This is a genomic window from Amantichitinum ursilacus (assembly GCF_001294205.1).
Classification (GTDB): domain Bacteria; phylum Pseudomonadota; class Gammaproteobacteria; order Burkholderiales; family Chitinibacteraceae; genus Amantichitinum; species Amantichitinum ursilacus.
In genome coordinates this window covers 179,197-200,670 of the sequence record NZ_LAQT01000003.1, presented here as the reverse complement: position 1 = coordinate 200,670, position 21,474 = coordinate 179,197, and the positions used below count along the sequence as shown (strand labels likewise).

The 21,474-nt window shown below is 57.2% G+C and carries 19 protein-coding genes; 4 read left to right on the top strand and 15 right to left on the bottom strand.

Annotation, left to right across the window (positions count from 1 at the left end; all coding sequences use genetic code 11):
- Nucleotides 1-4: 4 nt before the first annotated feature.
- From WG78_RS05740 to WG78_RS05730, 3 genes are all read right to left on the bottom strand, one after another.
- A complete protein-coding gene (locus WG78_RS05740) occupies nucleotides 5-763 on the bottom strand; it encodes an FHA domain-containing protein (protein ID WP_053936836.1) in 759 nt (252 codons plus the stop codon).
- A gap of 100 nt (nucleotides 764-863) precedes the next feature.
- Nucleotides 864-1,712 (bottom strand): Stp1/IreP family PP2C-type Ser/Thr phosphatase, encoded by an 849-nt coding sequence (locus tag WG78_RS05735; RefSeq protein ID WP_053936835.1) that lies wholly within the window; start codon nucleotides 1,710-1,712, stop codon nucleotides 864-866.
- Nucleotides 1,705-4,221 (bottom strand): CHASE2 domain-containing serine/threonine-protein kinase, encoded by a 2,517-nt coding sequence (locus WG78_RS05730; RefSeq protein ID WP_053936834.1) that lies wholly within the window; start codon nucleotides 4,219-4,221, stop codon nucleotides 1,705-1,707. Before WG78_RS05730 ends, WG78_RS05735 begins: the two co-directional genes overlap by 8 nt.
- A gap of 357 nt (nucleotides 4,222-4,578) precedes the next feature.
- On the opposite strand from WG78_RS05730, the gene WG78_RS05725 reads away from it, so the two are divergent.
- Together WG78_RS05725 and WG78_RS05720 are read left to right on the top strand one after the other, a co-directional pair.
- A complete protein-coding gene (locus WG78_RS05725; RefSeq protein WP_053936833.1) occupies nucleotides 4,579-4,950 on the top strand; it encodes a type II toxin-antitoxin system RelE/ParE family toxin in 372 nt (123 codons plus the stop codon).
- Entirely contained in the window at nucleotides 4,941-5,321 is a 381-nt protein-coding gene (locus tag WG78_RS05720) for a helix-turn-helix domain-containing transcriptional regulator (RefSeq protein WP_201782365.1), read from the top strand. The genes WG78_RS05725 and WG78_RS05720 overlap by 10 nt, the downstream gene beginning before the upstream one ends.
- On the opposite strand, the gene mtgA is transcribed toward WG78_RS05720, so the two are convergent.
- The 3 genes from mtgA to WG78_RS05705 form a co-directional block, all read right to left on the bottom strand.
- Nucleotides 5,268-5,969 (bottom strand): monofunctional biosynthetic peptidoglycan transglycosylase, encoded by a 702-nt coding sequence (mtgA, locus tag WG78_RS05715; RefSeq protein ID WP_373278972.1) that lies wholly within the window; start codon nucleotides 5,967-5,969, stop codon nucleotides 5,268-5,270. The two genes, WG78_RS05720 and mtgA, sit on opposite strands and share 54 nt — an antisense overlap.
- Before the next feature lie 75 nt (nucleotides 5,970-6,044).
- Nucleotides 6,045-6,869, bottom strand: a complete 825-nt coding sequence (gene aroE / locus WG78_RS05710) for a shikimate dehydrogenase (RefSeq protein ID WP_053936831.1) — start codon at nucleotides 6,867-6,869, stop codon at nucleotides 6,045-6,047.
- Complete coding sequence (locus WG78_RS05705; RefSeq protein WP_053936830.1) at nucleotides 6,869-7,333, bottom strand: rhodanese-like domain-containing protein; 465 nt, start codon at nucleotides 7,331-7,333, stop codon at nucleotides 6,869-6,871. The genes aroE and WG78_RS05705 overlap by 1 nt, the downstream gene beginning before the upstream one ends.
- A gap of 285 nt (nucleotides 7,334-7,618) precedes the next feature.
- Here WG78_RS05705 and glnA point away from each other — a divergent pair, with 285 nt between their 5' ends.
- Nucleotides 7,619-9,028 carry a glutamate--ammonia ligase gene (glnA, locus tag WG78_RS05700; RefSeq protein WP_053936829.1) on the top strand — a complete coding sequence of 470 codons (1,410 nt, stop codon included), beginning with the start codon at nucleotides 7,619-7,621 and terminating at the stop codon, nucleotides 9,026-9,028.
- A 102-nt stretch (nucleotides 9,029-9,130) separates the two neighbouring features.
- On the opposite strand, the gene WG78_RS05695 is transcribed toward glnA, so the two are convergent.
- The 3 genes from WG78_RS05695 to WG78_RS05685 form a co-directional block, all read right to left on the bottom strand.
- On the bottom strand, nucleotides 9,131-10,069 hold the full coding sequence (locus WG78_RS05695; protein WP_161805072.1) for a fimbrial protein: 939 nt from the start codon (nucleotides 10,067-10,069) through the stop codon (nucleotides 9,131-9,133).
- Between the two features lie 433 nt (nucleotides 10,070-10,502).
- Nucleotides 10,503-11,609 carry a fimbrial protein gene (locus WG78_RS05690; RefSeq protein WP_053936827.1) on the bottom strand — a complete coding sequence of 369 codons (1,107 nt, stop codon included), beginning with the start codon at nucleotides 11,607-11,609 and terminating at the stop codon, nucleotides 10,503-10,505.
- 677 nt (nucleotides 11,610-12,286) lie between these two features.
- Nucleotides 12,287-13,414: a fimbrial protein gene (locus WG78_RS05685; protein ID WP_083458795.1), complete on the bottom strand. Its 1,128-nt coding sequence runs from the start codon at nucleotides 13,412-13,414 to the stop codon at nucleotides 12,287-12,289.
- On the opposite strand from WG78_RS05685, the gene WG78_RS22335 reads away from it, so the two are divergent.
- Nucleotides 13,413-13,703, top strand: coding sequence for a hypothetical protein (locus tag WG78_RS22335; RefSeq protein WP_152969074.1), 291 nt, complete (start codon nucleotides 13,413-13,415; stop codon nucleotides 13,701-13,703). The two genes, WG78_RS05685 and WG78_RS22335, sit on opposite strands and share 2 nt — an antisense overlap.
- 9 nt (nucleotides 13,704-13,712) lie before the next feature.
- On the opposite strand, the gene WG78_RS22330 is transcribed toward WG78_RS22335, so the two are convergent.
- The 6 genes from WG78_RS22330 to WG78_RS05655 all read right to left on the bottom strand — a co-directional run bounded on the left by WG78_RS22330 (nucleotide 13,713) and on the right by WG78_RS05655 (nucleotide 21,084).
- A complete protein-coding gene (locus WG78_RS22330) occupies nucleotides 13,713-14,936 on the bottom strand; it encodes a fimbrial protein (RefSeq protein WP_161805071.1) in 1,224 nt (407 codons plus the stop codon).
- Nucleotides 14,937-15,108: 172 nt separating this feature from the next.
- Complete coding sequence (locus tag WG78_RS22010) at nucleotides 15,109-16,215, bottom strand: fimbrial protein (RefSeq protein ID WP_083458794.1); 1,107 nt, start codon at nucleotides 16,213-16,215, stop codon at nucleotides 15,109-15,111.
- 205 nt (nucleotides 16,216-16,420) lie between these two features.
- The gene (locus WG78_RS05670; protein WP_053936823.1) at nucleotides 16,421-16,960 is read right to left on the bottom strand and encodes a fimbrial protein; all 540 of its coding nucleotides are present in this window, start codon (nucleotides 16,958-16,960) and stop codon (nucleotides 16,421-16,423) included.
- Nucleotides 16,961-17,016: 56 nt separating this feature from the next.
- Nucleotides 17,017-19,575, bottom strand: a complete 2,559-nt coding sequence (locus WG78_RS05665) for a fimbria/pilus outer membrane usher protein (protein ID WP_053936822.1) — start codon at nucleotides 19,573-19,575, stop codon at nucleotides 17,017-17,019.
- Between the two features lie 120 nt (nucleotides 19,576-19,695).
- A complete protein-coding gene (locus WG78_RS05660) occupies nucleotides 19,696-20,451 on the bottom strand; it encodes a fimbria/pilus periplasmic chaperone (RefSeq protein WP_053936821.1) in 756 nt (251 codons plus the stop codon).
- A 96-nt stretch (nucleotides 20,452-20,547) separates the two neighbouring features.
- Nucleotides 20,548-21,084, bottom strand: a complete 537-nt coding sequence (locus WG78_RS05655; RefSeq protein WP_053936820.1) for a fimbrial protein — start codon at nucleotides 21,082-21,084, stop codon at nucleotides 20,548-20,550.
- Between the last annotated feature and the right edge of the window lie 390 nt (nucleotides 21,085-21,474).

The window sequence follows — 21,474 nt, the reverse complement described above, 5'->3', positions numbered from 1 at the left end:
AAGATCAAGCCTGGTCCCGGAAGAAGAACGCCATTTTTACACCAACCAGCTCGATCAGGTCTTCTTCCTTCAGCTGGATCATGTCGATGTCGTGACCGTTCACACACGGCTTGCGCGGGCCTTCGACATGGCTGATTACATAACCCTGCGGTTGCCGCGTGATGACGGCCACCTGGCTGCCGGTGCGGCCCAGTGTGGTGGAAGGCTTGTTCAGCACCAGTTCGCGGCCGGCATTGGCCCCGGTCAGCACTTTAACCACGCCCACCTTGCGCGCAGGCACTGCTGCGGGCGGCGCCACGGCAACGCTTGCGGCAGCGGGCGCGACGGCGGGTTTGCTGATGACCGGTGCTGCCGGTTTGCTGGCCACCGGCGCGGGAGCGGGCGCGGACGGCTTCATCAGCGGCTTGCTGCCCGGCGGCATCAGCAATACGGTTTTTTCAAACGGCTTGGCGGACGCTGGAGCAAACGTGGCTTTGTTATCCACGCAAAAGCGGAAGATATGTTTGCCGATGCGGATCTGGTCGCCGTCTTGCAGCACATGGCGCGACACACGCTGACCGTTAACGGTAACGCCGTTGGTGCTATCCAGATCATTCAGCACATAGTGCTGGCCTTTCTGCCGCACCACGGCATGCTCGCCCGATACGGCGAGGTGATCGACCTGAATATCGTTGTGGGGGCGGCGGCCTATGCGCGTGCTTTCCTGCACCAGCTTGTACTCTTCCACGTACTCGCCCGCCAGGCTGAGGATCAGTTTTGCCATCTCGGTTTGTCTTTGTTTTATTGGCGCGCACTCGCTCTGTGGCCAGCCCGGGGCCGGCGAGTGGTCGCTCACTACGGTTCGCGTTACAAGCCCCGCCGCGCTAGGGCGTTTTCGGGGGTTTCGGTGCGACCCAATCGGCAATCTTCGCCCATATGCCGTTATTGGCGCCGAAACTGGCTTGCACGGCAATCAGGATCACCGAGATATTGTCCTTGCCGCCGAGATTGTTTGCCTGCTGGATCAGATGCGCGGCGGCAACGGGCAGATTGGTGCGCAGCACAGTGAGTGTTTCCAGCATCTCCGGCTCGGACACCAGATCGGACAGTCCGTCGGAGCACAGCAAAAACAGGTCGCCGACCTGCGCATCGTATTCGTTCACTTCCACTTGCAGGTCGGGCGAGATGCCCACCGCGCGCGTCACCAGGTTTTTGTTGCCGGAATAACGCGCCTCTTCTGCCGTGATCAGGCCGTGGTCGATCTGTTCTTGCAAAAACGAATGATCGTGCGTCAGCTGCTGCAGCACTTCATCGCGCAAACGGTACAAACGCGAATCGCCCACATGCGCTACCGCCACGTGGTTATCGTAAAACAGCGCACTGACCAGCGTGGTGCCCATGCCCGCGTACTGGCGGTCCGAGCGTGACATTTCAAACACGGCCAGATTGGCGCGTTGTACCGCATCCGCCAGCAGGCTGAGCGCGCCTGCGTGTTCGCCATGACGCAACAGTTGGCGATTTTCAGCCAGCGGAATCGATTCGCGCAGCACCTGGGCGATGACTTCGGCCGCCACTTTGCTGGCCACTTCGCCTGCGTTATAGCCGCCCATGCCATCGGCCAGCACCGCGTAACCTTCGGCGGCGTCGATCAGCACGGCATCTTCGTTGTGGTCGCGCTGCAGGCCGGTGTCGGTGTGCTGCACCATTTGCAGCGCGCTGGCCAGATTACGCATTGCCCGCGGCCCGCTTCAGCAAACCGGCTTCCAGCCGGGCACACGCGTGCGCCAGCTGTTCGCCTGTCTGGAATCGTTCGTCCGGCGCTTTGGCCAGCGCCTTGATGATGATGGCGGCCAGCATGCCCGGCACTTTCGGGTTGAACTCGCGCGGGTCGCGCGGCGTGTCGTGCGTAATCGAAAACATCAACTGCCCCATGGAATCCCCTTCAAACGGCAGACGCCCAGTACACATCTGATACATCGTTACGCCCAGCGAAAACAGGTCGGAGCGCCCATCCAGCGGCTGGCCCAGCAACTGCTCGGGGCTCATATAGGAGGGCGTGCCCAACACCATGCCGGTGCGCGTGCGGTTAACGTCGGTAATGCGTGCAATGCCAAAGTCCATCACTTTAACCGTGCGATTGGCGCGGTCAAACATGATATTGGCGGGCTTGATATCCCGATGCACCACATTCTGCCCATGGGCATAGGCCAGCGCGGTGGCCACCTTGCGCACCACCGAAGCCACCTCGGCCAGCGGCAACAGTTTGCCGCCTTGCGTGTAGGGCAACAGATCGCCGCCTTGCAACAGCTCCATGGCAATCCACGCCAGATCGTTGTCCTCGCCCGCATCATAGATGGTGATGATATTGGGATGCGTCAGGCTGCCCGCAGTTTCCGCTTCCCGGAAAAAACGTTGCCGCGCTTCTTCCAGCATGTCGGCTTCAAATTCCTGCGTCAGCGCCAGCGTTTTGATGGCCACCACGCGGCCGATGCGCGGATCGCGGCCCTGGTACACCACGCCCATCGCACCTTTGCCCAGTTCCTTTTCGATTTGATAGCGGCCCAGCATCGGCTTGGTGACGTCGCCATCGGCGCTGATCAACGTGCCATGCACGCCGGTGCCGCCCAGCAAAACGGTTTCGGCCAGTTGCTGCGCGCGGTTAATGCGCGCGGGCAGGTCTTGCCAGTGCTCGTCGTATTGCGACATCGCGCGATACACCGCTTCGGCCTTGTTGAACTGGCGTTTGCGCTCAAAATCGAGCGCCAGATTGTTGAGCACCGACATCATGTCGTCCGACATCGGCACGCGGCGCAGTTTGTCGAAGGCCATATCCAGCTGGCCCTGCCCTTGCAGCGCCAGACCCAGCATGCGATTGGATTCGGCGCTTTCGGCCGCGGATTGCTGTTCGCGTGCTTCGGACAACAAATAGCGCTTGCTGGTAATCACCAGATAGCCCGCCGCCAGCAGGGCCACCGGCCCCATTAACGGCACCCACAGCATCGCTTGCGTCATCAGCACAAACTGCGCGCCCAGCAAGGCGGCGACGGCGACGGCGCTCAGGCCGGCGGCCACTGCGGCATTCAGACGCGGCAACGCCAGGGTCAGATACGCCGCCACCAGCGCCAGCACAGCCAGCTGCAGATAATGCGTCCACGCGGGCGAGACAAAATAGTGCTGCTGCAACAGCGCCGAGATGATCTGCGCACCCAGTAACACCGGCGGCATGGCCGAGGACACCGGCGTCACAAAGTTGTTACCGATGCCGGGCGCCACCGCGCCAATCAGCACAATCTTGTCGCGATATTTTTCCAGCGAAATCTTGCCGTTATAAACGTCGTAAAACGAATCGACGCTAAACGGCGGCGTGCCGTTGGCACTGTCGTAAAAGTACGGACGGAAAGCCGCGTCCTGGTCCAGCGGCACCTGCACGCTGCCCAGTTGCGCCATCTTGCCCGGCGCAAACCTGATCTGACGCGCCGGCACGCCCAAGGCATGCGCCGCAATCAACAAGTCGAAGGAGGGATAGATCTGGTTTTGATAGCGCAACAGCAGCGGCACGCGCCGCACCATGCCGTCGCTGTCGGGTTGTTGCATATCGGCGGCCACGCCAGCGGCAGCCTCGCCCACGGGGGCCAGCGGCAAGGTCGGTTGCGTCACCGACAGCGGCCAACCTTCGGCGGGATCACCTTGCGGCTCAAGTTCGGTGCGGCGCACGAATTCGGGCAAGGACCGATCCGGATTGCCGTCGGCATCGCCCAGCCGGTACAGCATCGGCACCAGCACATTGCCTGCGTGATCGATGCTGGTGGCCAGCGTGTGGTCTTCGTCCAGCGCGGCCATCGCTTCGTCCAGCAAAGGCACGATCATCGGCGGCCACGCGCCGGGGTCGGCGTCGTGTAGTGACTTGATGCGTTGCAGATACGACAGGCCGCGATCCTGGCCGGGCTCGGTGTAATACACGGTGGAGACCAGCGTATGCACGTGGGCGGCGGCCAGCTTGTCGATCATGCGGGCTTGAATGTCGCGCGGCCACGGCCAGCGGCCCATATTGTCGAGGCTCTGCTGGTCAATGGCGATGACGGCCACCCGGCTGGAGGGCGCGCGGGAAGTCAGGCGCACGCCCGCATCATAAGCAGCGTTTTCCATGCTGTTGACCATGGGCGTAACGGCCCAGACCAGCAGATACAGCAAAACCACCGCCAGCGCCGCAATCCAGTCGCGTCGCCACAGCGTCCACTTCATGTAGTTCCCCTGCGGGCGCGCGCCAGCCCTGGCGTACGCCACGTTGCCCCGATAGGTTGGAAAGTGGCTTCTAATCGCGCCGCGTCATTAGCGCGCGGCTGCGTGTGATCAGATCTTTGAGTGTGCGCTGCAGTTTATGAGGTTTTTGCGAGCACCCCAAGCCGCGGCATGCACCATTGCGTATCACCGATACGAAATGTTGCGCAAAAGGCGCAAGCCGGGGGATGGGCGGGGGTGAATTGTGCGCGCTGAAATGGCGCGATTATCAAAAAACGAAGTGCGGTGGGAGGTATCCGAAGAGGGCTGGCGCGCAGGACATACATTTGCGCGCATCTCATTAGTAACATTTGGGTTACCATGGCCATCATTGAAGTTCGGGAATATGTTTGCGCGGATGATTCGAGCCCGTTTAAAGATTGGGTTCGCACTTTGGCCCCTGACGTGCAGCTCAAGATATGGACCGCAAAAAACCGGCTGGAACAAGGCAACACATCTGCAATCAAGTGGTTTCGCGGCATTGGGGAGTACGTTATCCACGCTGGCCCGGGCTACAGACTGTATCTGGCCCAGGATGGCGCCACGCTGATCATCTTGTTTGGCGGCGGTAGCAAACGAACCCAGCAGCGCGATATCGAACGCGCACTGGCAATGCATCAGCAATACAAGACCCGCAAGAAGACACAGCAACTTCTGCCATCGCATCAAGACGGAGGCCCCACATGGCATTAACGCGCAGCACCAGTGAAACGCTGGTCGAACTGATTGAGCAAACCCCTGGCCTGGCGCAAGGCCTGCTTGATGAGGCCGTTACGTTGCTCCGTGAGGGCGAAGTGGGCACCTGCCTGTTGCATCTGCGCGATCTGGTCAACGCCACGGGCGGCTTTGAACCACTGGCAAGCCAGACCGGGATCCCGAGCAAAAGCCTGCACCGCATGCTGTCGGCACGCGGCAATCCCGCTACGCGCAACCTGGCGCTGATTTTGCTGCAACTGCAAGCGCGGATCGACGCAATGGCAGGCAAAACCGCCCAGGCACAACCAGCCCCATCAAGGCACGTCGGCATACCCCATGCGGCGACCGATGATGCTGGCCTTGCGTAGCAAGCGGCGGTCGTTGCGGTGGGTGTCGTAATAGCGCGGGTTGGTGACCATCGCGGCCAGTTTGGCCGACTGGCCCGCGCTGAGGCCGGCGGCATTGGTTTTAAAGTAATAGCGCGCGGCGGCATCGGCGCCGTAGATGCCGTTGCCCCATTCGATGACGTTTAGATAGATTTCAAAGATGCGGCGCTTGTCCATCAGGTTCTCAAGCATCAACGTAATCACCGCCTCTTCGGCTTTACGAAAGGGCGAGCGGCTGGAGGACAAGAACAGGTTTTTGGCCAGTTGCTGGCTAATAGTGGAGCCGCCAGCCACGATGCGGCCTTTCTTCAGGTTCTTTTCCCACGCGGTCTGGATGCCTTCCCAGTCAAAACCATCGTGTTCCAGGAAACGCGCGTCTTCTGACGCCACCAGTGCGCGCTTCAGGTTGGGCGAGATCTGGCTATAAGGCACCCATTTGTGTCGCAGCTCGGCATTGGGGTCGGTTTGCTGCAGGCGCGCCAGGCCCTCTTCCATAAAGGCCGTGTCATCCGGGTTGTGAGTGCGCCACCAGACCACGTGGACCAGTATCCACAGGTTCCATAACAACAGCAGCACCACCAGCGCTAGCAGGATGCGCCAGATCCACCCACCCACAGAATGCTTCTTCACAATGAGCCTTCAGACAGCCAGTCAATCAAACGATGCGCGATTTTAGGCTGGCTGCTTACAAACGGATAGCGCTGTTTACAGCTGTGCACGCAACTGCGCCAGCACGGGCTCGACGCTGGGCTTGCGGCCCGTCCACAAGCTGAACGCTTCGGCCGCCTGCCCCACCAGCATGCCCAGACCATCCACGCGTAACCGCACGCCAGCCTCACGCGCATGGGCCAGGAACGGCGTTTCGTCGCGGCCATACATCATGTCGTAGGCCAGCGTTTCGCCGTGGAAGACCGCATCGGGGATCGGCACACGCTCGCCGCCCAGACTGGCCGAGGTGGCGTTGATGACCACATCAAACGCCGCATCGACATCATCAAAGCCGCAGCCGCCCAGCGCCACGCCGAATGCGCTAGCGGCATCGGCCAGTTCGGTGGCCAGCTGCCGCGCTTTGTCGGCGGTGCGGTTGGCGATCACGATCAGGCTGGGGCGAGCTTGCGCCAGCGGCAACACCACGCCGCGCGCCGCACCACCTGCGCCCAGCAGCAGGATGCGCTTGCCGGTGAGATCAAGATGGCGCTGCAGATCGCTCACCAGGCCTGCGCCGTCAGTGTTGTCACCCAGCAAGCTGCCATCGGCCTGCACCATCAAGGTGTTGACTGCGCCCGCAGCGGCGGCGCGCGGGGTGCGCTGATCCGCCAGACGCCAGGCCTCTTCTTTAAAAGGCACCGTGATGTTGCAGCCAGCCCCACCCGCTGCAACAAACTGACGCACCGAATCGGTGAAGCCATCCAGCGGCGCCAACAGACGCTCGTACGAAAAATCCTGCAGCCCGCATTCCGCCGCAAACGCAGCGTGAATCGCGGGCGATTTGCTATGTGCCACCGGGTGGCCAATCACGACATAACGCATCAGCTTTGTACCCACGGCAAACGGTGCCCCTGCCAGCCATTCACGCTGCCGCGATGCTGGCTGCCATCCTTATCGCCTTCAAAGCCTTCCAGCACGTTGTACGACTCGGCGTACCCCTCGGCCGCGGCCGCAGTGGCCGCATCGTGCGAGCGCGCGCCAGAACGGCACATAAACAATAAGGTGGCGTCGGGGTCGGCCACGCTTTGCAGTTGGCCAATAAACTCGGGATTGGGCGTCATGCCCGGAAAACGCTTCCATTCCAGCTGCACCGCATTGGGCACCGTGCCGACAAACTGCCATTCGGCCTGGGTGCGCACATCCACCAGTTTTGCCTCGGGCATGCCCAGCAAAACCTGTTGCGCCTCGGGCGGCGTCAGCGCGCCTGCGTAGGGCAGATTGTTATCGGCCGCGCGTTGGCGGGCCCGGTCCAGAATGGCCTGGATTTGTGGGTGGATCTGGCTCATGAGCTTGCTCCTGATGGTTTTGCGGATGATTCTACCGCCCCAAACTGAGTCTGGCGCAACTGCAAATTGCCCGGCTTTGGTGCTCTACCGTGGTGCATGCACTATATTTGTGCGCACATTAAAAGCGGGAAAACCGCAATTCCTTTGTGGCACAATGGCTGGCAGCACAGAATTTTACTGGCACGCTACTTGCTTACTAACGTCCGACCCGCACCGGAGAGGATGGTAGTCAAGACCGGTAGTGTGACATTCATTTCAACAATCTCTGCATTAGGAGAGCCCCAGATGTCGGCAGCTGACGTAATCAAGCTCATCAAGGAAAACGATGTCAAGTTCGTTGACCTGCGTTTCACGGATACCAAAGGTAAAGAGCAACACGTAACCGTTCCTTCGCACGTCGTTGACGAAGACTGGTTTGTGCACGGCCACGCATTCGATGGTTCTTCCATCGCGGGCTGGAAAGGCATTCAGGCCTCCGACATGCTGCTGGCTCCGGACACCACCACCGCCAAGCTCGATCCGTTTTACGACGAGCCGACCGTGTTCATCACGTGTGACGTGATTGAGCCGTCCGATGGCAAGGGTTACGACCGTGATCCGCGCTCCATCGCCAAGCGCGCTGAAGCCTACCTCAAGTCTTCCGGCCTGGGCGACACCGCCTACTTTGGCCCGGAACCTGAATTCTTTATTTTCGACGGCGTGACCTGGGGCGCGGACATGTCCGGCTGCTTCGTCAAGATCAAGTCCGAAGAAGGCGCATGGTCTTCCGCTGAAGACTACGAAGGCGGCAACACCGGCCACCGTCCGACCGTGAAGGGTGGTTACTTCCCGGTTCCGCCGGTTGACAGCCATCAAGACATCCGCGCGAGCATGGTGCTGGTGCTGGAAGAACTGGGCGTGCCGGTTGAAGTGTTCCACCACGAAGTGGCTACCGCGGGCCAGAACGAAATCGGCACCAAGTTCAGCAGCCTGGTACAGCGCGCTGACTGGACCCAGATCCTGAAGTACGTGGTGCACAACGTGGCGCATCAGTACGGCAAGACCGCGACCTTCATGCCGAAGCCGATCGTTGGCGACAACGGTTCGGGCATGCACGTGCACCAATCCGTGTGGAAAGATGGCAAGAACCTGTTTGCTGGCAACGGCTACGCTGGCCTGAGCGAATTCGCCCTGTACTACATCGGCGGTATCATCAAGCACGCCAAGGCGCTGAACGCCATCACCAACCCGGGCACCAACTCGTACAAGCGTCTGGTTCCGCACTACGAAGCACCGGTGAAACTGGCGTACTCCGCCCGTAACCGTTCGGCTTCCATCCGCATTCCGCACGTGCAATCGGACAAGGCTCGCCGTATTGAAGCGCGCTTCCCGGATCCGTTGGCCAACCCGTACCTGTGCTTCTCGGCGCTGCTGATGGCCGGTCTGGATGGCGTGCAGAACAAGATCCACCCGGGCGATCCGGCCGACAAGAACCTGTACGATCTGCCGCCGGAAGAAGACAAGCTGATCCCGACCGTGTGCGCCTCGCTGGACGAAGCACTGGACGCACTGGACAAGGATCGCGAGTTCCTGACCCGTGGCGGCGTGTTCAGCAACGACTTCATCGATGCCTACATCGAACTGAAGATGGTTGAAGTGAACCGCACTCGTATGACCACCCACCCGGTGGAATTCGATATGTACTATTCGCTGTAATTGTTGATTGGGCCGGCGTAATGCTGGCCCGGTTACAGCGCACAAAAAACCCGCGATATTGCTATCGCGGGTTTTTTTATGGCGCGCCGTCGAGCGAGAGCGCTACTGATAAGTCATGGTAAACGTCGCCATCGCATCCACTAAACCTGGCTGCACAATGGGCTCGGTCTGGATATACGAAGCTGTAAACGACAACGTGTAATTGCCATTGGCCCACTCGCCTTCCGTGTTATGCCCTGGCGCGTCCCATGCCGTGCTGTCGGGGCCCAGCGTATAGGGCATACCTGCGCTGCTCTGTATCTGCACCCCGACGCCTTTCGCCGTCGATTTGGCGCTGAGACTAAGCACGCTACTGGTATTGCCCGGACTATTGGCATCGGTAAACCCGATCTGCGCAATGCTCGTGCCCCCGTTCTTCGCACCCGTGCAGGTAAACATCAGCTTGAACGGGGTTGGATTGGCGCTGGAGCCCGGCCCGCTAAACGCAGCGATCTTTGCCTGCGCCAATGTGACATCAACCGTCTTTGAAGCGGCGTCTACTGCGCAGGTGGGCGATGTGCCTACTTTAAGAACGATGGGGCTGCTGAGATTAAAACTGGCCAGGTCAACCTTACCCCCTGCATTACTGGTAAGGATAAAAACCATGCCGTTGATTTGCCCGCTGCGGGTGGGGCCGGCGTCGGTCTTGATAAAAGTAAACGTGGCGACCTCTTCAAAGTAGGCCATGGTCGCAAAAATGGTGCCCACCGTGGGGATGTAGCCATCAGGCGCAAACACGTTCGCGCTTGTCCCCGGTACGTCAGGCATCTTCAGCGATACCTTCATGGCAACGCCAGGTAATCCGGTTTCATACAGCTGCGGCGACCCGCCCAGTGAGGCGAAAGCGTTGCTCATCTGGCTGATAAACCCCCCGCCATACGGGCATTTAACAGTCACGTAGATTGGAGTTGTAAAGGAGATCCTGATGCTGCCCATCTCGGCGCCGGTAGCAGCCGCCAGGTTAAGCATCACGGTTCCGCCCGTTCCGGAATAAGGCACCATCTGGCCCACCGGATAAGCGTTGCCATCGGGCCCGTAGTTAACGCAGGTGGTTGCCGCGCTGGCCCCAGGTGCGATGCAGAGCCACACCGCCAAAACAAAAAGTGCAATAGCCTGCCTGCACCGCAAAAGCCGGGCAATCCGATGCCAGTGGCGCACATGGGGTTGCATATTTTTTTTAAGTTACCGCACGGGAGATGCTTGATTCATAGACCAAAACCTCCCTCGCGTGGGCAGGCATTGCGGCATGCTCCCCCAGAAGCATCAGAATCAGGCCAGCGGGCCCACCTAGGCCCCCTACCTTGGGCAGCCGCTGCCTTCGCGCCAAACGAAGGGATTTTGCTGGAACGGAAGGCCGACTGGTGCCGTGGTGACAGCAGCCAGCCAGCCAGCAGGGATCAGAAGCCCCCGGGAAGCTCTTCTGAAGCAGCACAACTTACTGATAGGTCATCACAAACGTCGCCATCGCATTAACCGAGCCCGCCTTGATTGCCGCGCCCGTTTGCACATAGTGGGCCATCAGCGACAGCGTTCTTTTGCCATCGCCCCAATCGCCGAGCGTTTTATGGCCAGCGGCGTCCCAAGTCAGGGTTTCCGGGCCAAACGAGTACGCCGTACCGTTTAAATCTTTAATTTGCACGCCCACCCCTTGGGCCGTGGATTTGGGGCTCAAGGTGAGGGCATTGCCGCCGTTACCTGGACTGTTTGCATCGGTAAAGCCGATCTGCGCCCGCAAGGCAGCGCCATTCTCCGCACCCGAGCAAGTAAACCTGAGCGTGAAAGGCGTGGCATTGGCGGTGGAACCCTGGCCGCGAAAGGCGGTTGCCTTGACGTCCTGCAAGGTCAATGCCGTCGTTTTCGATTCCGCATCGACCGCGCACGAGGGCGGTGCATCGGCCTTCAACACCAACGGGCTTTGCAGGTTATAACTGGCCAGATCAAATTTTCCGTTGCCCTCTTTGTCGGTGGCGTAAAGGTAAAACAATGTGCCACTGAGTTGCCCAGCTCGAACCGGGCCGGAATCCGTCTTGATAAAGGTGGCCGTGATCTCGACGTCGCTGTGTTTTACGTAGGCAAGGTCGCCTTTGCCGCGGCTCGCTATATAACCCTGTGGCGCAGCAAATCGCCCGGCGGTATCCAGCCAGTCCAGGCTCAAGCTCATTGCTACGCCTGGCAGCCCGGTCGCATAAAGCTGGGGCGAACCGCCCAAAAATGCATACGCAGGATTCATTTCAGAATTGAGGTACCCGTTGCCCCGGCATGTGATGCCCACGTTTGCCGATGGCGAGAACTCAAGTTTGGCCTGCCCCATTTCCGCCCCGATCGGCACGTTGGTATTGAGCTTGACCGTCGTACCCGCGCCGTAATGCGCCACCCTTTCGCTGATCACGGCATTGCGATCGTTGGCGGGCCTGTTCCAACATTCACCCGCTTCGACCACGCCGACGGGGAACAACCAGGCGCACCCGGCCAACGGCAAGGGCGCATATTTTTTGCAAACTTGCAGAGTGCACTGAGGCAATAAAACAACCAGATTACGCATTAATTTTCCTTTGGGATTTTTAATTCATCAGCCGGAAAGCGGATCTTTTTGTCTTTAATATTTCTGGATATGTTCAAGCTCCGCCAGTTTCAATCCCATCCTTTATCGAAATGCATAAATACAGGCATGGCGCAACGGCGCTGCGTTAAATCCTCCTTGAGCAGGTTCAACATAAAAAACTGACAATTAATTAATTTTACGAAGAAGGCTTTTTATCACGAACCATCATCCTGCAGAAACAGCAGGAAACGATACGACCAGCATAGCCGCTTGCTTTTCGTTCTGGAATCTATTTATTTTAAACACCAACATTGAATAGCGTACTATCCGCTGCAAGACTGCTAGCCATACACCTGGATAATTTTATTCGGCAAACACGGATAAAATTAAAAGCGACAAATCGGGTATTTTTGCTATTGCGATTGCGGTGGAGGGATGACAATTAGCGCTTAAAGCAAATATAGCCAGCTTTTGAATTTCAGATCAGTACAGCCTGCGCACATCGGAACATATCCTCGAACAGCGTCATTAGTCTAAAATTCCAATTAATCTTTAACGCAAAAAAAAGCCCGCACTTCCAGTGTGCGGGCTGTTCATTTTAATGGCGGCGATCTGCTATGCGGCTATGCGCAGTGCAAGAAGCTCATTACTTTTACTGAAGTTCTCATTGGTCACGCCTAACGATAACTCATCGTAAATGTCGCCTGTGCATTTGCGGTGCCAGGACTCGCGGTATCAGCGGTCCGGATCAAAGCGGCAGACATCGGGATGTTTATTTTTCCCAGCGCAGTGGGCTGCACATACCAGGTATTGACCGTGTCATCGGCCGTGGTATCAGCACCATAGCCAATCGTGCCCACGCTATTACTGATTTGAACGCCCACCCCCTTCGCGGTCGAATCGGGGCTTAAGGAAAGTATTTTTGATGTATTGGCCGGCTTGTTAACGTCAGAAAACGTGACATAAATGTTCTTCTGCTCCTGGCCGTCGCAAGTCAGGCTGAGATTAAACCCTTTACTGGCACCCACACTTCCCGCCGCAGCTTTCGCACTGATCTCCGACAGGTCCACGGTCTGCGCCACGCTGCTCGAATCCACCATGCAGGTAGGCGGCATAACGTCCACGCGGAAAGACGACACCACGATATTTGGACCAAAACGAATGGGGTCACCCGAGGTACCACCAAGGCGATAGGCATTGGAAAAGGCTCTGGCTTGGGTAAAGCCCCCCTTGGTCATGCGGCTGGTGACCACCACCTGATAGGTCAGCGAATAGGACCTGCTCCCCATCGGAAAATCCCCTGCGTACGGCGTGCCAAACCCGCCCCCGTAAATAACGGAAGGCCCACCGGTATTCTCGCCGCCAATAATCCGAATGCCGATACCCTCCAGACCCGATGGCAACAGGTATTGTCCGTGATACTCAAAAAACTGCGGATAGTAAGTGCCTGGCCAGGAAATGAGCTGATTGGGTGTGCCATATTGGACTGACGTATCGACACTGCAGTCTATGGTAAATCGAGCCGTCGCCTGCCCAATCACGGTGCCGGTCGTTTCGTTAGTGTGAGCGACATAGGACGACGCAAATGGCACCGAAATTGCGGGCCCCACCCAGCTACACCCTGCCCAGGCTGCGTTGCAGCAAACGAGCCCGAATAACACTGGCAAGATACGTCGCGGCAATATGGCCAATTTATTGCGGATTCGGGCCAATGCGCGGCGCACAGGGTGTTTGTGCGTGTTAGATTGGCCACCGCGCCGGAAGTGACCGATAGATGTCGAGCCATCTAATTTAGATATTGACATGGTGGACCTCTTTGAAAAATTTCAAAAAAACCTTAATCACAACAATTATTTAGTAGTGCCGCTTATTTACTGGCATTCCAGCTTTGCAAATCGATTTTTAATTTCGAGGGCTCGGCTAACAATTGATCGCACCAAGGTCAAAACCAGTTCTGAACAAAGAAAAAATCTTGCCGAACCATTGCCATTCCAAATTGCGATTATTGCGTGTCCATTCAAGCCACCTGAATTCGCTCAAGTCGCTTCAATAAAAAAAGCTGGCGCTGTATTTATAGCGACCAGCCAGTCATGATCAATCAAATTATTGATAGGTCATCACAAACGTCATCATTGCCTCAAGAGAGCCAGCCTTGACCGTTGCCCCCGTCTTCACATAAGTGGCCAGCAACATCAGAGTCTTATTGCTGTCACCCCAGTCGCCCAATGTTGTATGGCCCGGCGCATCCCAGGTCGCAGTTTCGGGACCGAATGAGTAAAGGGTGCCGGTCCAACTGGATATCTGCAAACCCACCCCTTGGGCAGTCGATTTCGGGCTTAAACTCAGCGTGGTACCGGTATTCGCTGGATTGTTCACATCGGTAAAGCCGATCTGGGCTTTGGTTGTACCGCCGTACTTGGAGCCAGAGCAATTAATTTTAATGCTGAAGGACGTCGAATTAGCAGTAGAACCCACGCCCGAAAAATCCTTGGCCTTTACACCCTGCAATGTTATTTCTTGAGATTTCGATGCGGCATCCACTGCGCAGGTTGGCGGAATAACGCCTACCGTTGCCGAATTAATAATACTCGCACTTGGAAAAAATACGGGACTGCCATTAGCCGCGACAGGTATCGCCCAATATTTTGTGGTAATGGGGCTCATGATGACAGTGCTAGATAATGTAATTGGCGCATACACAACCAATTGGGCATTCGCATGAAATGTCATCGGCGTTTTGGGAAAAGGGATATAACCTTGTGAGTAAGGCGGATATGAACGTGCAAATTCCACCGTTGCCGCGGCATCCCAATAGGCGCTCTGTGGAGTAAGCTTATCTTGCGAATAGCTATTTGGCTCGACAATAAAATAAAGACCCAATCCGGGCACGTTTGTTTTGGCATATTTTTTGTTATTAACCGCAACAGTGGGCATCTCAAAGTAATACCGTATGCTGTAGTAAAAATCGACTACCGAGCATGTGATTGTCCAGGAAACAGGCTTGGAGGCCAATACAGTGCCAACTGCGTCTGTGGAGCGTACAGCAACAGTGCCAAAATCCAGGTTAAACGGCGTGTTTTCTACACAAGGATCGGCCGCATAGGACTGGGCCGCTATTGATAGGCCGATCCATAGCAATACTAATCTCAACGCCCTGGCTGCCAGGCGTTTTAAAGTCCCCGCCGACAGCAATGTTACAGGCAGAGCAAAGGTATGCGGCCTCGCACCAGGAGAGTTACGGGCTAATGCCTCTGGCACCGTTTGAGCAAATGCATCTCCATCCACCCGATGTGATGTTCCGGGCAGCCTAAAAATCGAATTAAACATTATTTGTCCTCTGCAATTTTTTAACATGAGCCGACCAGCGTTTATTATTTCCAATCGGATAATCTGAGATTGCAATCGATGAGTTTCTTGATAGAATTTTCATGGCTGCAGTTCGATGTTTGCACCCATTTAAAACGCTACCGTATTACAGCATCTCGCACTGACACCGCATTCAACGGTAATTAATCGTAAATGTCGTCGCTGCCGAAAATTCGCCAGGCGTTGGTACTGCGGCTGTTTGCACCATATTGGCGCTAAGCGGAATGGTAATGCGCCCGTTAGTTGAAGTGCCGCCCAGCCATTGCGCCGGGTTGACGCTTTCGGTTTCCGGACCGAAGAGCAATGGCCCGCTGCTATTGCTTACTTCAACGCCTACGCCCGCGGCGGTTGAATCAGGCGACAACGACAATACGCGCGTTCCATTAGCGGGATTATTGGCGTCGCTAAAAGTGATATATGCGTCAACCTTGGTAACGCCATTACCACCCGCGCAATCCAGCACTACCGAGAAATTGCTTGTCGGGCCTTTAGAACCAATCGGGCCTTTAACCGGCAACGACCCCAGATTGATTGCCTGATTTTTAGTATCTACGCTAACTTCACAAGTCGGGGCGTCGACCCGCATTAATGCGGGGGGCACAGTGACATCGCCAAAATACAACACTTTTGCCCCACCCGAAGCTGCACCGTAAAGGGCTGCAGGGCGGTATTTGATTGGAATCGTATAGCCGCCCGTTGAAACAGGCCCATATACCACCCATTGGAAAGTTCCGTGGATAGTAAGTGGGCCGGGGGCAATATACTGATAATACTCCTGATATATGAGTGAGAATGAGCCATTGGGTGAAAAATCGGGAGTGCGATTGATATATGGCGAAGGGTCCGTCTTGATATAGAATCCAATTCCGGGTATCCCGCTTTTAATCAGGTTTTTACCATTGCTCCATACCATAGACAAAGTGTCGTTGCCGTACCATTGGATCCCATAATACTCAGTGGTCGAGCAATTGATTTGCCACGTGCCCTCGGCCTCAGCGACAACATCTCCGATCGCTGCGTTGGAACTCACTGCATAGCTCGCTCGCAAGGGCAAAATAAGGCCAGTGAGCTGTACGCACCCGGCATAGCTATAGCTAGCGCCTGCCATCAGCAAAGCGCCAATAAACCAGCGTCCCCATTGGCGGTTTGGTTTACCCGCGCGGCGCGAACAAGCGGTGGCGCCTTCAAATAACCCTTGCGGATTGCATTCGATTGCATACAAATGCGCTTTGCGTGACATGATGATACTCCTTCAACTACGCCTACCAATTAAATGGCGGCGACAAACCAAACCGGAACCCTTAAAAAATAAAGCCTCATACCAATGACGAGGCTTTTTTCTTAAGGATTCAAGCCAGCATCGAACTACATAATGAATTCGTTGCATTAATCCTGACCCAATTAATGCGGCGATAAACGGGCAATGGTCTCTCGCCGCATTTTGATCAAGGCATCGTAACGCTATACATCACGCTGGAATTAGCCGAGCCCGCTTTGGCTTTACCGGTCGCAATATATTCAACGATGTAATCCATCTTGGCCGAGCCATTGGTCAGCGCCACTTGTTTCGAACCCTGGCCGGTACCGGTGTTGCCCAGCTTGACCACCGAGCGGTCGGCATTCTTGATGGCCAGCTGCACGTTTTCGGCAGCGTCGCCGGTGGCGTCCAGTTTGAGCTGACCCGTGACCACATCCACGGTCGGGCCTTGTTCAAACGCGGTGTAGACATTGCCGGTGGTGGTGGTGCAGGCGTTCAGCGAGATGCTGAATGCCTTACCACCTGCGGTAGCGGCAGCGGCGCTCAGGCTGCTGGCCATCACCGGGTCCAGCGTGACGGTGAAGTTGGTATCTGCGGTGCCGTTGCCGGTTACTTCGCACGATTGCGATGAAATGGTGCCTTTAATGGAGATAGTGCCATCGGCAGCAAAGCTGCCTGCGGATGCCAGTACGGACAGGATTGCCAGGGATGCGAGTTTGGATTTCATTGCGGTTGTCCAAAAAAAGTGAGTTGGTGGGGTAGTACGTTGTTAACTGGTTTTGCTTAATGACAGTTGCCTTCGCCGAACACATAGCCCGCGTTGGATGCTTCGGTGGCGGGCGGCAAGCTGTACGTCAATGCGCACTGCTGTCCCGCGCCTTCGCCCCATTTCACCGACAATTCGCCCTTATCCGTGGCCAGGCCGCGCGCGATAATCCGCCCGCCCTGCGCCACGCTGCCCACCGATGCGCCGGTGCTATCCAGCACTTCGGCCGCAAACGGCAGCGGTTTGCCGTCGCGCGTGGTTACACGCAGGATGGCGGGGCGGCCTTTGGTGGTTTCGGTTTCAAATTTGATGCGCGTCACCGCGCCAGCGGTGGGGGCCGTGTGTTGCTGCGTGGTTTTCAGCTCGACGTTTTGCGGCAAGCCCTTCGGATCGAGGCTGACACTGTTGTCGCCGAACGCGGTCAGGTTGGTGGCCACGCCTTTGCCCGAGCCATTCAGCCGCGCGCCGTTACCGCTGCCGCTGATCTGCGCGCCGCTGGCGCCTTCGGCTTCGATAATCGCAACCGATTCGCCCAGCGTTTGCGCCAGCACCAGGCCGCCGCCATAAGCCACCATCCCGCCCGACAGGCCAGCGCCCACTTGGGTATAGCCGCTGCCCTTGCTGGCGTTGGCGGTCAGCGTGCCCCATGGGGCTGCGTAACTGGTGTTGGCGCTGATGGTGTTGGAGCCCATCGAATCGCGGCCACCGTTGACGCCATAGTTGACTGCGCCATTGGCCAGCGAGCCGGTCAACGATTCCTGGATGCCTGTGCCCGAGCTGTCGTGCTGTACGTTGGTGGACGAGTAAAGCGCATGCGGACCAGCACCCAACGGCAGGCCCAGGTTAAACATCACGCGGTTTTCCCACTCGCCGGTGTTGACGGCCAACTGGCGGTTAAGCGCAACGCCATAGGTGGCGCGCTTGTAGGTGTTGTTGTAACCGGCCGAGAACTGCGTATCGGCGCCGTCGCGGTTCCAGTAATCCTGGGCGGAACCGGAGAAATACACGTTGCCCCAGTTGCCAGGTAGCTTCTGGTTGACGGTGGCCTGGATACGGCCGCGTTGAATGCCGTTCATTACGTTGCCATAACCGCGTTCGTCCAGCGCTTGCAGCGTGGCGGCATCGCTCAGGCTCAAGAAGCCCGAGGTGGAATAGCGATAGGCGGCCAGCGCGATATTGGTATCGGTCGGCGAAATATTCAGCGAATAGCTTAAGCGGAAGCTGGCGCCGTTACGGTTGGGCTGGTTTTGCAGCACGGTGCGCGCTGCAGTGATATCCGCAGCCAGTGCGCCAAAGCGCGTGTTCAGCGCCGCACCGCCCGCCACCGAGGTGTAGTTCTGTGCAGCCATCACGCCGCCGTAGCCGGTGATTTCGTTGCTGAAACCATGCCGCAGCACGGCCTGGCCTACCCACGGGTGAACGTCCGAATTGCCATCGCGATACTGACCGGCGGCCACGGCAAAGCGCGTGTCGTTGGGGCGCAGCGCATTAATCGCGGCGGCATACGGCACCGTAGACACGTGCAGGCTGCCATCAGCTTCGGTAACGCGCACTTCCAGATCACCGCCGTAGCCCGTCGGGTACAAGTCATTGATTTCAAACGCACCAGGCGCGACAGTGGTTTCGTACAGCGTGTTGCCGTTCTGGCGGATTTCCACCTTGGCATTGGTTTGCGCGATGCCACGGATGGTGGGCGCGTAACCCCGTTGCGAGTCCGGCAGCATGCGTTCATCGCTGGCCAGTTGCACACCGCGTACGCCAAAGCTGTCGAATACGACGCCATCGGTGAAGGTGTCACCCAGGGTCAGCTGGCTCTTCAGCGGGGTAATACCACGCTGCACATAGGTGCGAACCGCCTGGTATTTGGTGCCGGCGTCTTCGCTGTAGGTCACGTTACCGCTATGGCGCAAACGCCACGGGCCCATGTTGAAGCCCAGATCGGTGCCTGCGTAAAACTGCGTATTGGTCTCGCCGTTGTTACGGCTTTGATACACGTTGGTGTTGTATTGCAAGGTGGCGGCGGTAATGCCGTCATCCCAGTATTTGGAGTCTACATAACCGCGTGCTGCATTAAACAGATAAGCCTGGGGCACACTCACGCGCAGGCCTTGATCATTGTTGTCGAACACAGCGGTGGCGCCCGGCACCACATCCGCCAGCTGCAAACAGCCACCTGCATTGGCGCGCGCTTCGGCTTCGGGGCCGACTTTGGCGAAATTGACGCCGACGGTATCGATCAGCTCGCGCGTAAAGCAGGGTTGCACGTCGCCGTTGCCGAGGTCTTTCAGCTCCACGGTCACGCGGCCCTGCTGAAACTCGTTAACAAACAGCGGTACGGTATACGTGCCCGGCAGTGCGCGATTGCCTTTGGCAAACCGGCTAACGTCGACTACGGCATCGCCGGAAGACTGCAAAAAGCGGTTATTAAACTTGACCGCATCGCCGTTGACGGGCTGGGTAGCGGTCTCTGGTGTTGTTGCCGCCAGCGCCAATTGCGCAGGGCCACCAAAAACAGCAAGCAATAGCAGGGCCAGGGGCCGCAGGGTGAGTGCGCCCGAATTACGACGGATATTCATTGTTTTTGTCCTGTTCTAGCGCGCAGCCCACCGCGGCATGAATCAGAGCCATGCCGTGTCGGTGCGATTAACGGGGATACGCGTAAAGCGGATCAGAAGCTGGCGCCGGGCCAGCGGGAGTTATTTGCCGGAAGCGCCCAGCGGCATGGTGTGTTCTTCGTCCGTGCCGTAGTCGTTTAGCGTGTAGAAGTGCACGTTGGCGCCAGCAGTGGCGTTGCCCTCGATAGCCAGCTCGCGCTTCTCACCGGACTTGAGCAACTGGCCGTCTTCAACCTTCATTTTTTTGCCGCCAGATTGAACGTCGATAGCGCCAAATGAAATGTTGTAGGCCGATGGGTTGTTGACCTGCAGATAGGATTTGCCTGCCTTGTTAACCAGTTGCCATTGCAGCAAATCGGGGGCGGCTTCTACCTTGCCGACCAGGCCCTTGGGGCGGAAGAAAAACTTGATGCGATAGCGAAACGCCAATTGCAGCGAATTCTTGGCCTCGGGGGTACTGGTATCCGCTTCAGGCGGGATTTCCAGCACATTCAGCCAGAACACCGATTCATGATCTTGCGGCAGCGGCTCGCCGGTATAACGTACACGCAGGGTTTGCGATTTCTGCGGGTCGATGCGGAAAACGGTGGGGGTAATGGTAAACGGGACGTCAATGGCATCCGGCGAAGCTTTTGCATCGCCTTTATCCAGCCAGACCTGGCTTAACGCGGGCACCTTGCCCACATTGTCGAGCTTGACCGTTACTTCAGAATCAGCGGCATCATAAATAACGCGCGTTCCGGCAATGACAATGGATGCCTGAACAGCGGCCGAAAGTGCAAGGCCAACCACCATAAACCCTGCAATTGCTGTTTTAAGTAATTTGCTCGAAAACATGAGAACACCTCGCGATAGCACAATTAAAACAGCAGGCAATTGATGAGCGACCAAACCGCCCACCAATTAGCCTGCCCGTAATTACAAGTACAGCAATTACGGCATGGTGACGGTGTACATCACGCTGGAATTAGCGGTACCGGCAGTTGCCTTGCCAGTTGCCACGTATTCAGCGATGTAGCTCATCGTTGCAGCGCCATCTTTCAGTGCATAGGTAGCCGAATTTTGCGCAGCACCGTCCGCGCCAACTTTAATGACAGAATTGTCAGCGTTCTTCAGACCAATCTGCACGTTCTTGGCAGTGCTGGCGGAATCGATGTTCAGGCGGCCAGTAGCAGCATCAACGGTCGGGCCCGGTTCGAAAGAAGTGCGAACGTTACCGGTGGTGTCGGTACACGCGCTCAGCGACAGGGTGAAAGCCTTGCCGCCAGCCGTTTTACCAGCTGCATCCAGACCGCTGGCCAGAACCGAATCCAGAGTCACGGTGAAGTCTTTAGCAGCAGCGCCGTTAGCAGCCAGCGTGCAAGTTTGCGAAGTAACGTTGCCTTTGAAGGTGATGGTACCGTCAGCGGCGAAAGCGCCAGCGGACAACAGGGCAGCAGCGGTAGCCAGCGAGAGAAGATTCAGTTTCATTTTTCAGGTCCATTTAAAAAAAAGGGAAGGAAATTACCCGGAGCGCATTGAATTTCGAATCAATTCTCGATGCGCATCGCAGGACCCGAACTTTATGCATTGGGCTCAACACCCTACATCGGATCGATCCTAATTTTCGGGTAACGCCCGCGCCTATGTCCGCAGGGCCACCGTATTGCTGGTGTCTATTGATTCAAGCTGAAACAGATTCGGATTATTCCTAAGACAAGAATTGCCAATGAAAGAGCAAATCCGTAGCAGCGCGCCATTAATCCATTAACAATGCACGCTCGCCATCGCGCTGGCCGCAGGCGTGTGCAGCAAACACTGACAGACGGATGCAATATGCCTGGCTATGCTTTGCACACGGCCCGCTGCGCCCTGCATGCG

What these genes read in the sequence shown, in the direction of transcription:
- WG78_RS05740 (WP_053936836.1), bottom strand. Translation starts at nt 763, where the DNA reads ATGGCAAAACTGATCCTCAGCCTGGCGGGCGAGTACGTGGAAGAGTAC.
- WG78_RS05735 (WP_053936835.1), bottom strand. Translation starts at nt 1,712, where the DNA reads ATGCGTAATCTGGCCAGCGCGCTGCAAATGGTGCAGCACACCGACACC.
- WG78_RS05730 (WP_053936834.1), bottom strand. Translation starts at nt 4,221, where the DNA reads ATGAAGTGGACGCTGTGGCGACGCGACTGGATTGCGGCGCTGGCGGTG.
- WG78_RS05725 (WP_053936833.1), top strand. Translation starts at nt 4,579, where the DNA reads ATGGCCATCATTGAAGTTCGGGAATATGTTTGCGCGGATGATTCGAGC.
- WG78_RS05720 (WP_201782365.1), top strand. Translation starts at nt 4,941, where the DNA reads ATGGCATTAACGCGCAGCACCAGTGAAACGCTGGTCGAACTGATTGAG.
- aroE (WP_053936831.1), bottom strand. Translation starts at nt 6,869, where the DNA reads ATGCGTTATGTCGTGATTGGCCACCCGGTGGCACATAGCAAATCGCCC.
- WG78_RS05705 (WP_053936830.1), bottom strand. Translation starts at nt 7,333, where the DNA reads ATGAGCCAGATCCACCCACAAATCCAGGCCATTCTGGACCGGGCCCGC.
- glnA (WP_053936829.1), top strand. Translation starts at nt 7,619, where the DNA reads ATGTCGGCAGCTGACGTAATCAAGCTCATCAAGGAAAACGATGTCAAG.
- WG78_RS05695 (WP_161805072.1), bottom strand. Translation starts at nt 10,069, where the DNA reads ATGGTGCCTTATTCCGGAACGGGCGGAACCGTGATGCTTAACCTGGCG.
- WG78_RS05690 (WP_053936827.1), bottom strand. Translation starts at nt 11,609, where the DNA reads ATGCGTAATCTGGTTGTTTTATTGCCTCAGTGCACTCTGCAAGTTTGC.
- WG78_RS22335 (WP_152969074.1), top strand. Translation starts at nt 13,413, where the DNA reads ATGGTGGACCTCTTTGAAAAATTTCAAAAAAACCTTAATCACAACAAT.
- WG78_RS05685 (WP_083458795.1), bottom strand. Translation starts at nt 13,414, where the DNA reads ATGTCAATATCTAAATTAGATGGCTCGACATCTATCGGTCACTTCCGG.
- WG78_RS22330 (WP_161805071.1), bottom strand. Translation starts at nt 14,936, where the DNA reads ATGTTTAATTCGATTTTTAGGCTGCCCGGAACATCACATCGGGTGGAT.
- WG78_RS22010 (WP_083458794.1), bottom strand. Translation starts at nt 16,215, where the DNA reads ATGTCACGCAAAGCGCATTTGTATGCAATCGAATGCAATCCGCAAGGG.
- WG78_RS05670 (WP_053936823.1), bottom strand. Translation starts at nt 16,960, where the DNA reads ATGAAATCCAAACTCGCATCCCTGGCAATCCTGTCCGTACTGGCATCC.
- WG78_RS05665 (WP_053936822.1), bottom strand. Translation starts at nt 19,575, where the DNA reads ATGAATATCCGTCGTAATTCGGGCGCACTCACCCTGCGGCCCCTGGCC.
- WG78_RS05660 (WP_053936821.1), bottom strand. Translation starts at nt 20,451, where the DNA reads ATGTTTTCGAGCAAATTACTTAAAACAGCAATTGCAGGGTTTATGGTG.
- WG78_RS05655 (WP_053936820.1), bottom strand. Translation starts at nt 21,084, where the DNA reads ATGAAACTGAATCTTCTCTCGCTGGCTACCGCTGCTGCCCTGTTGTCC.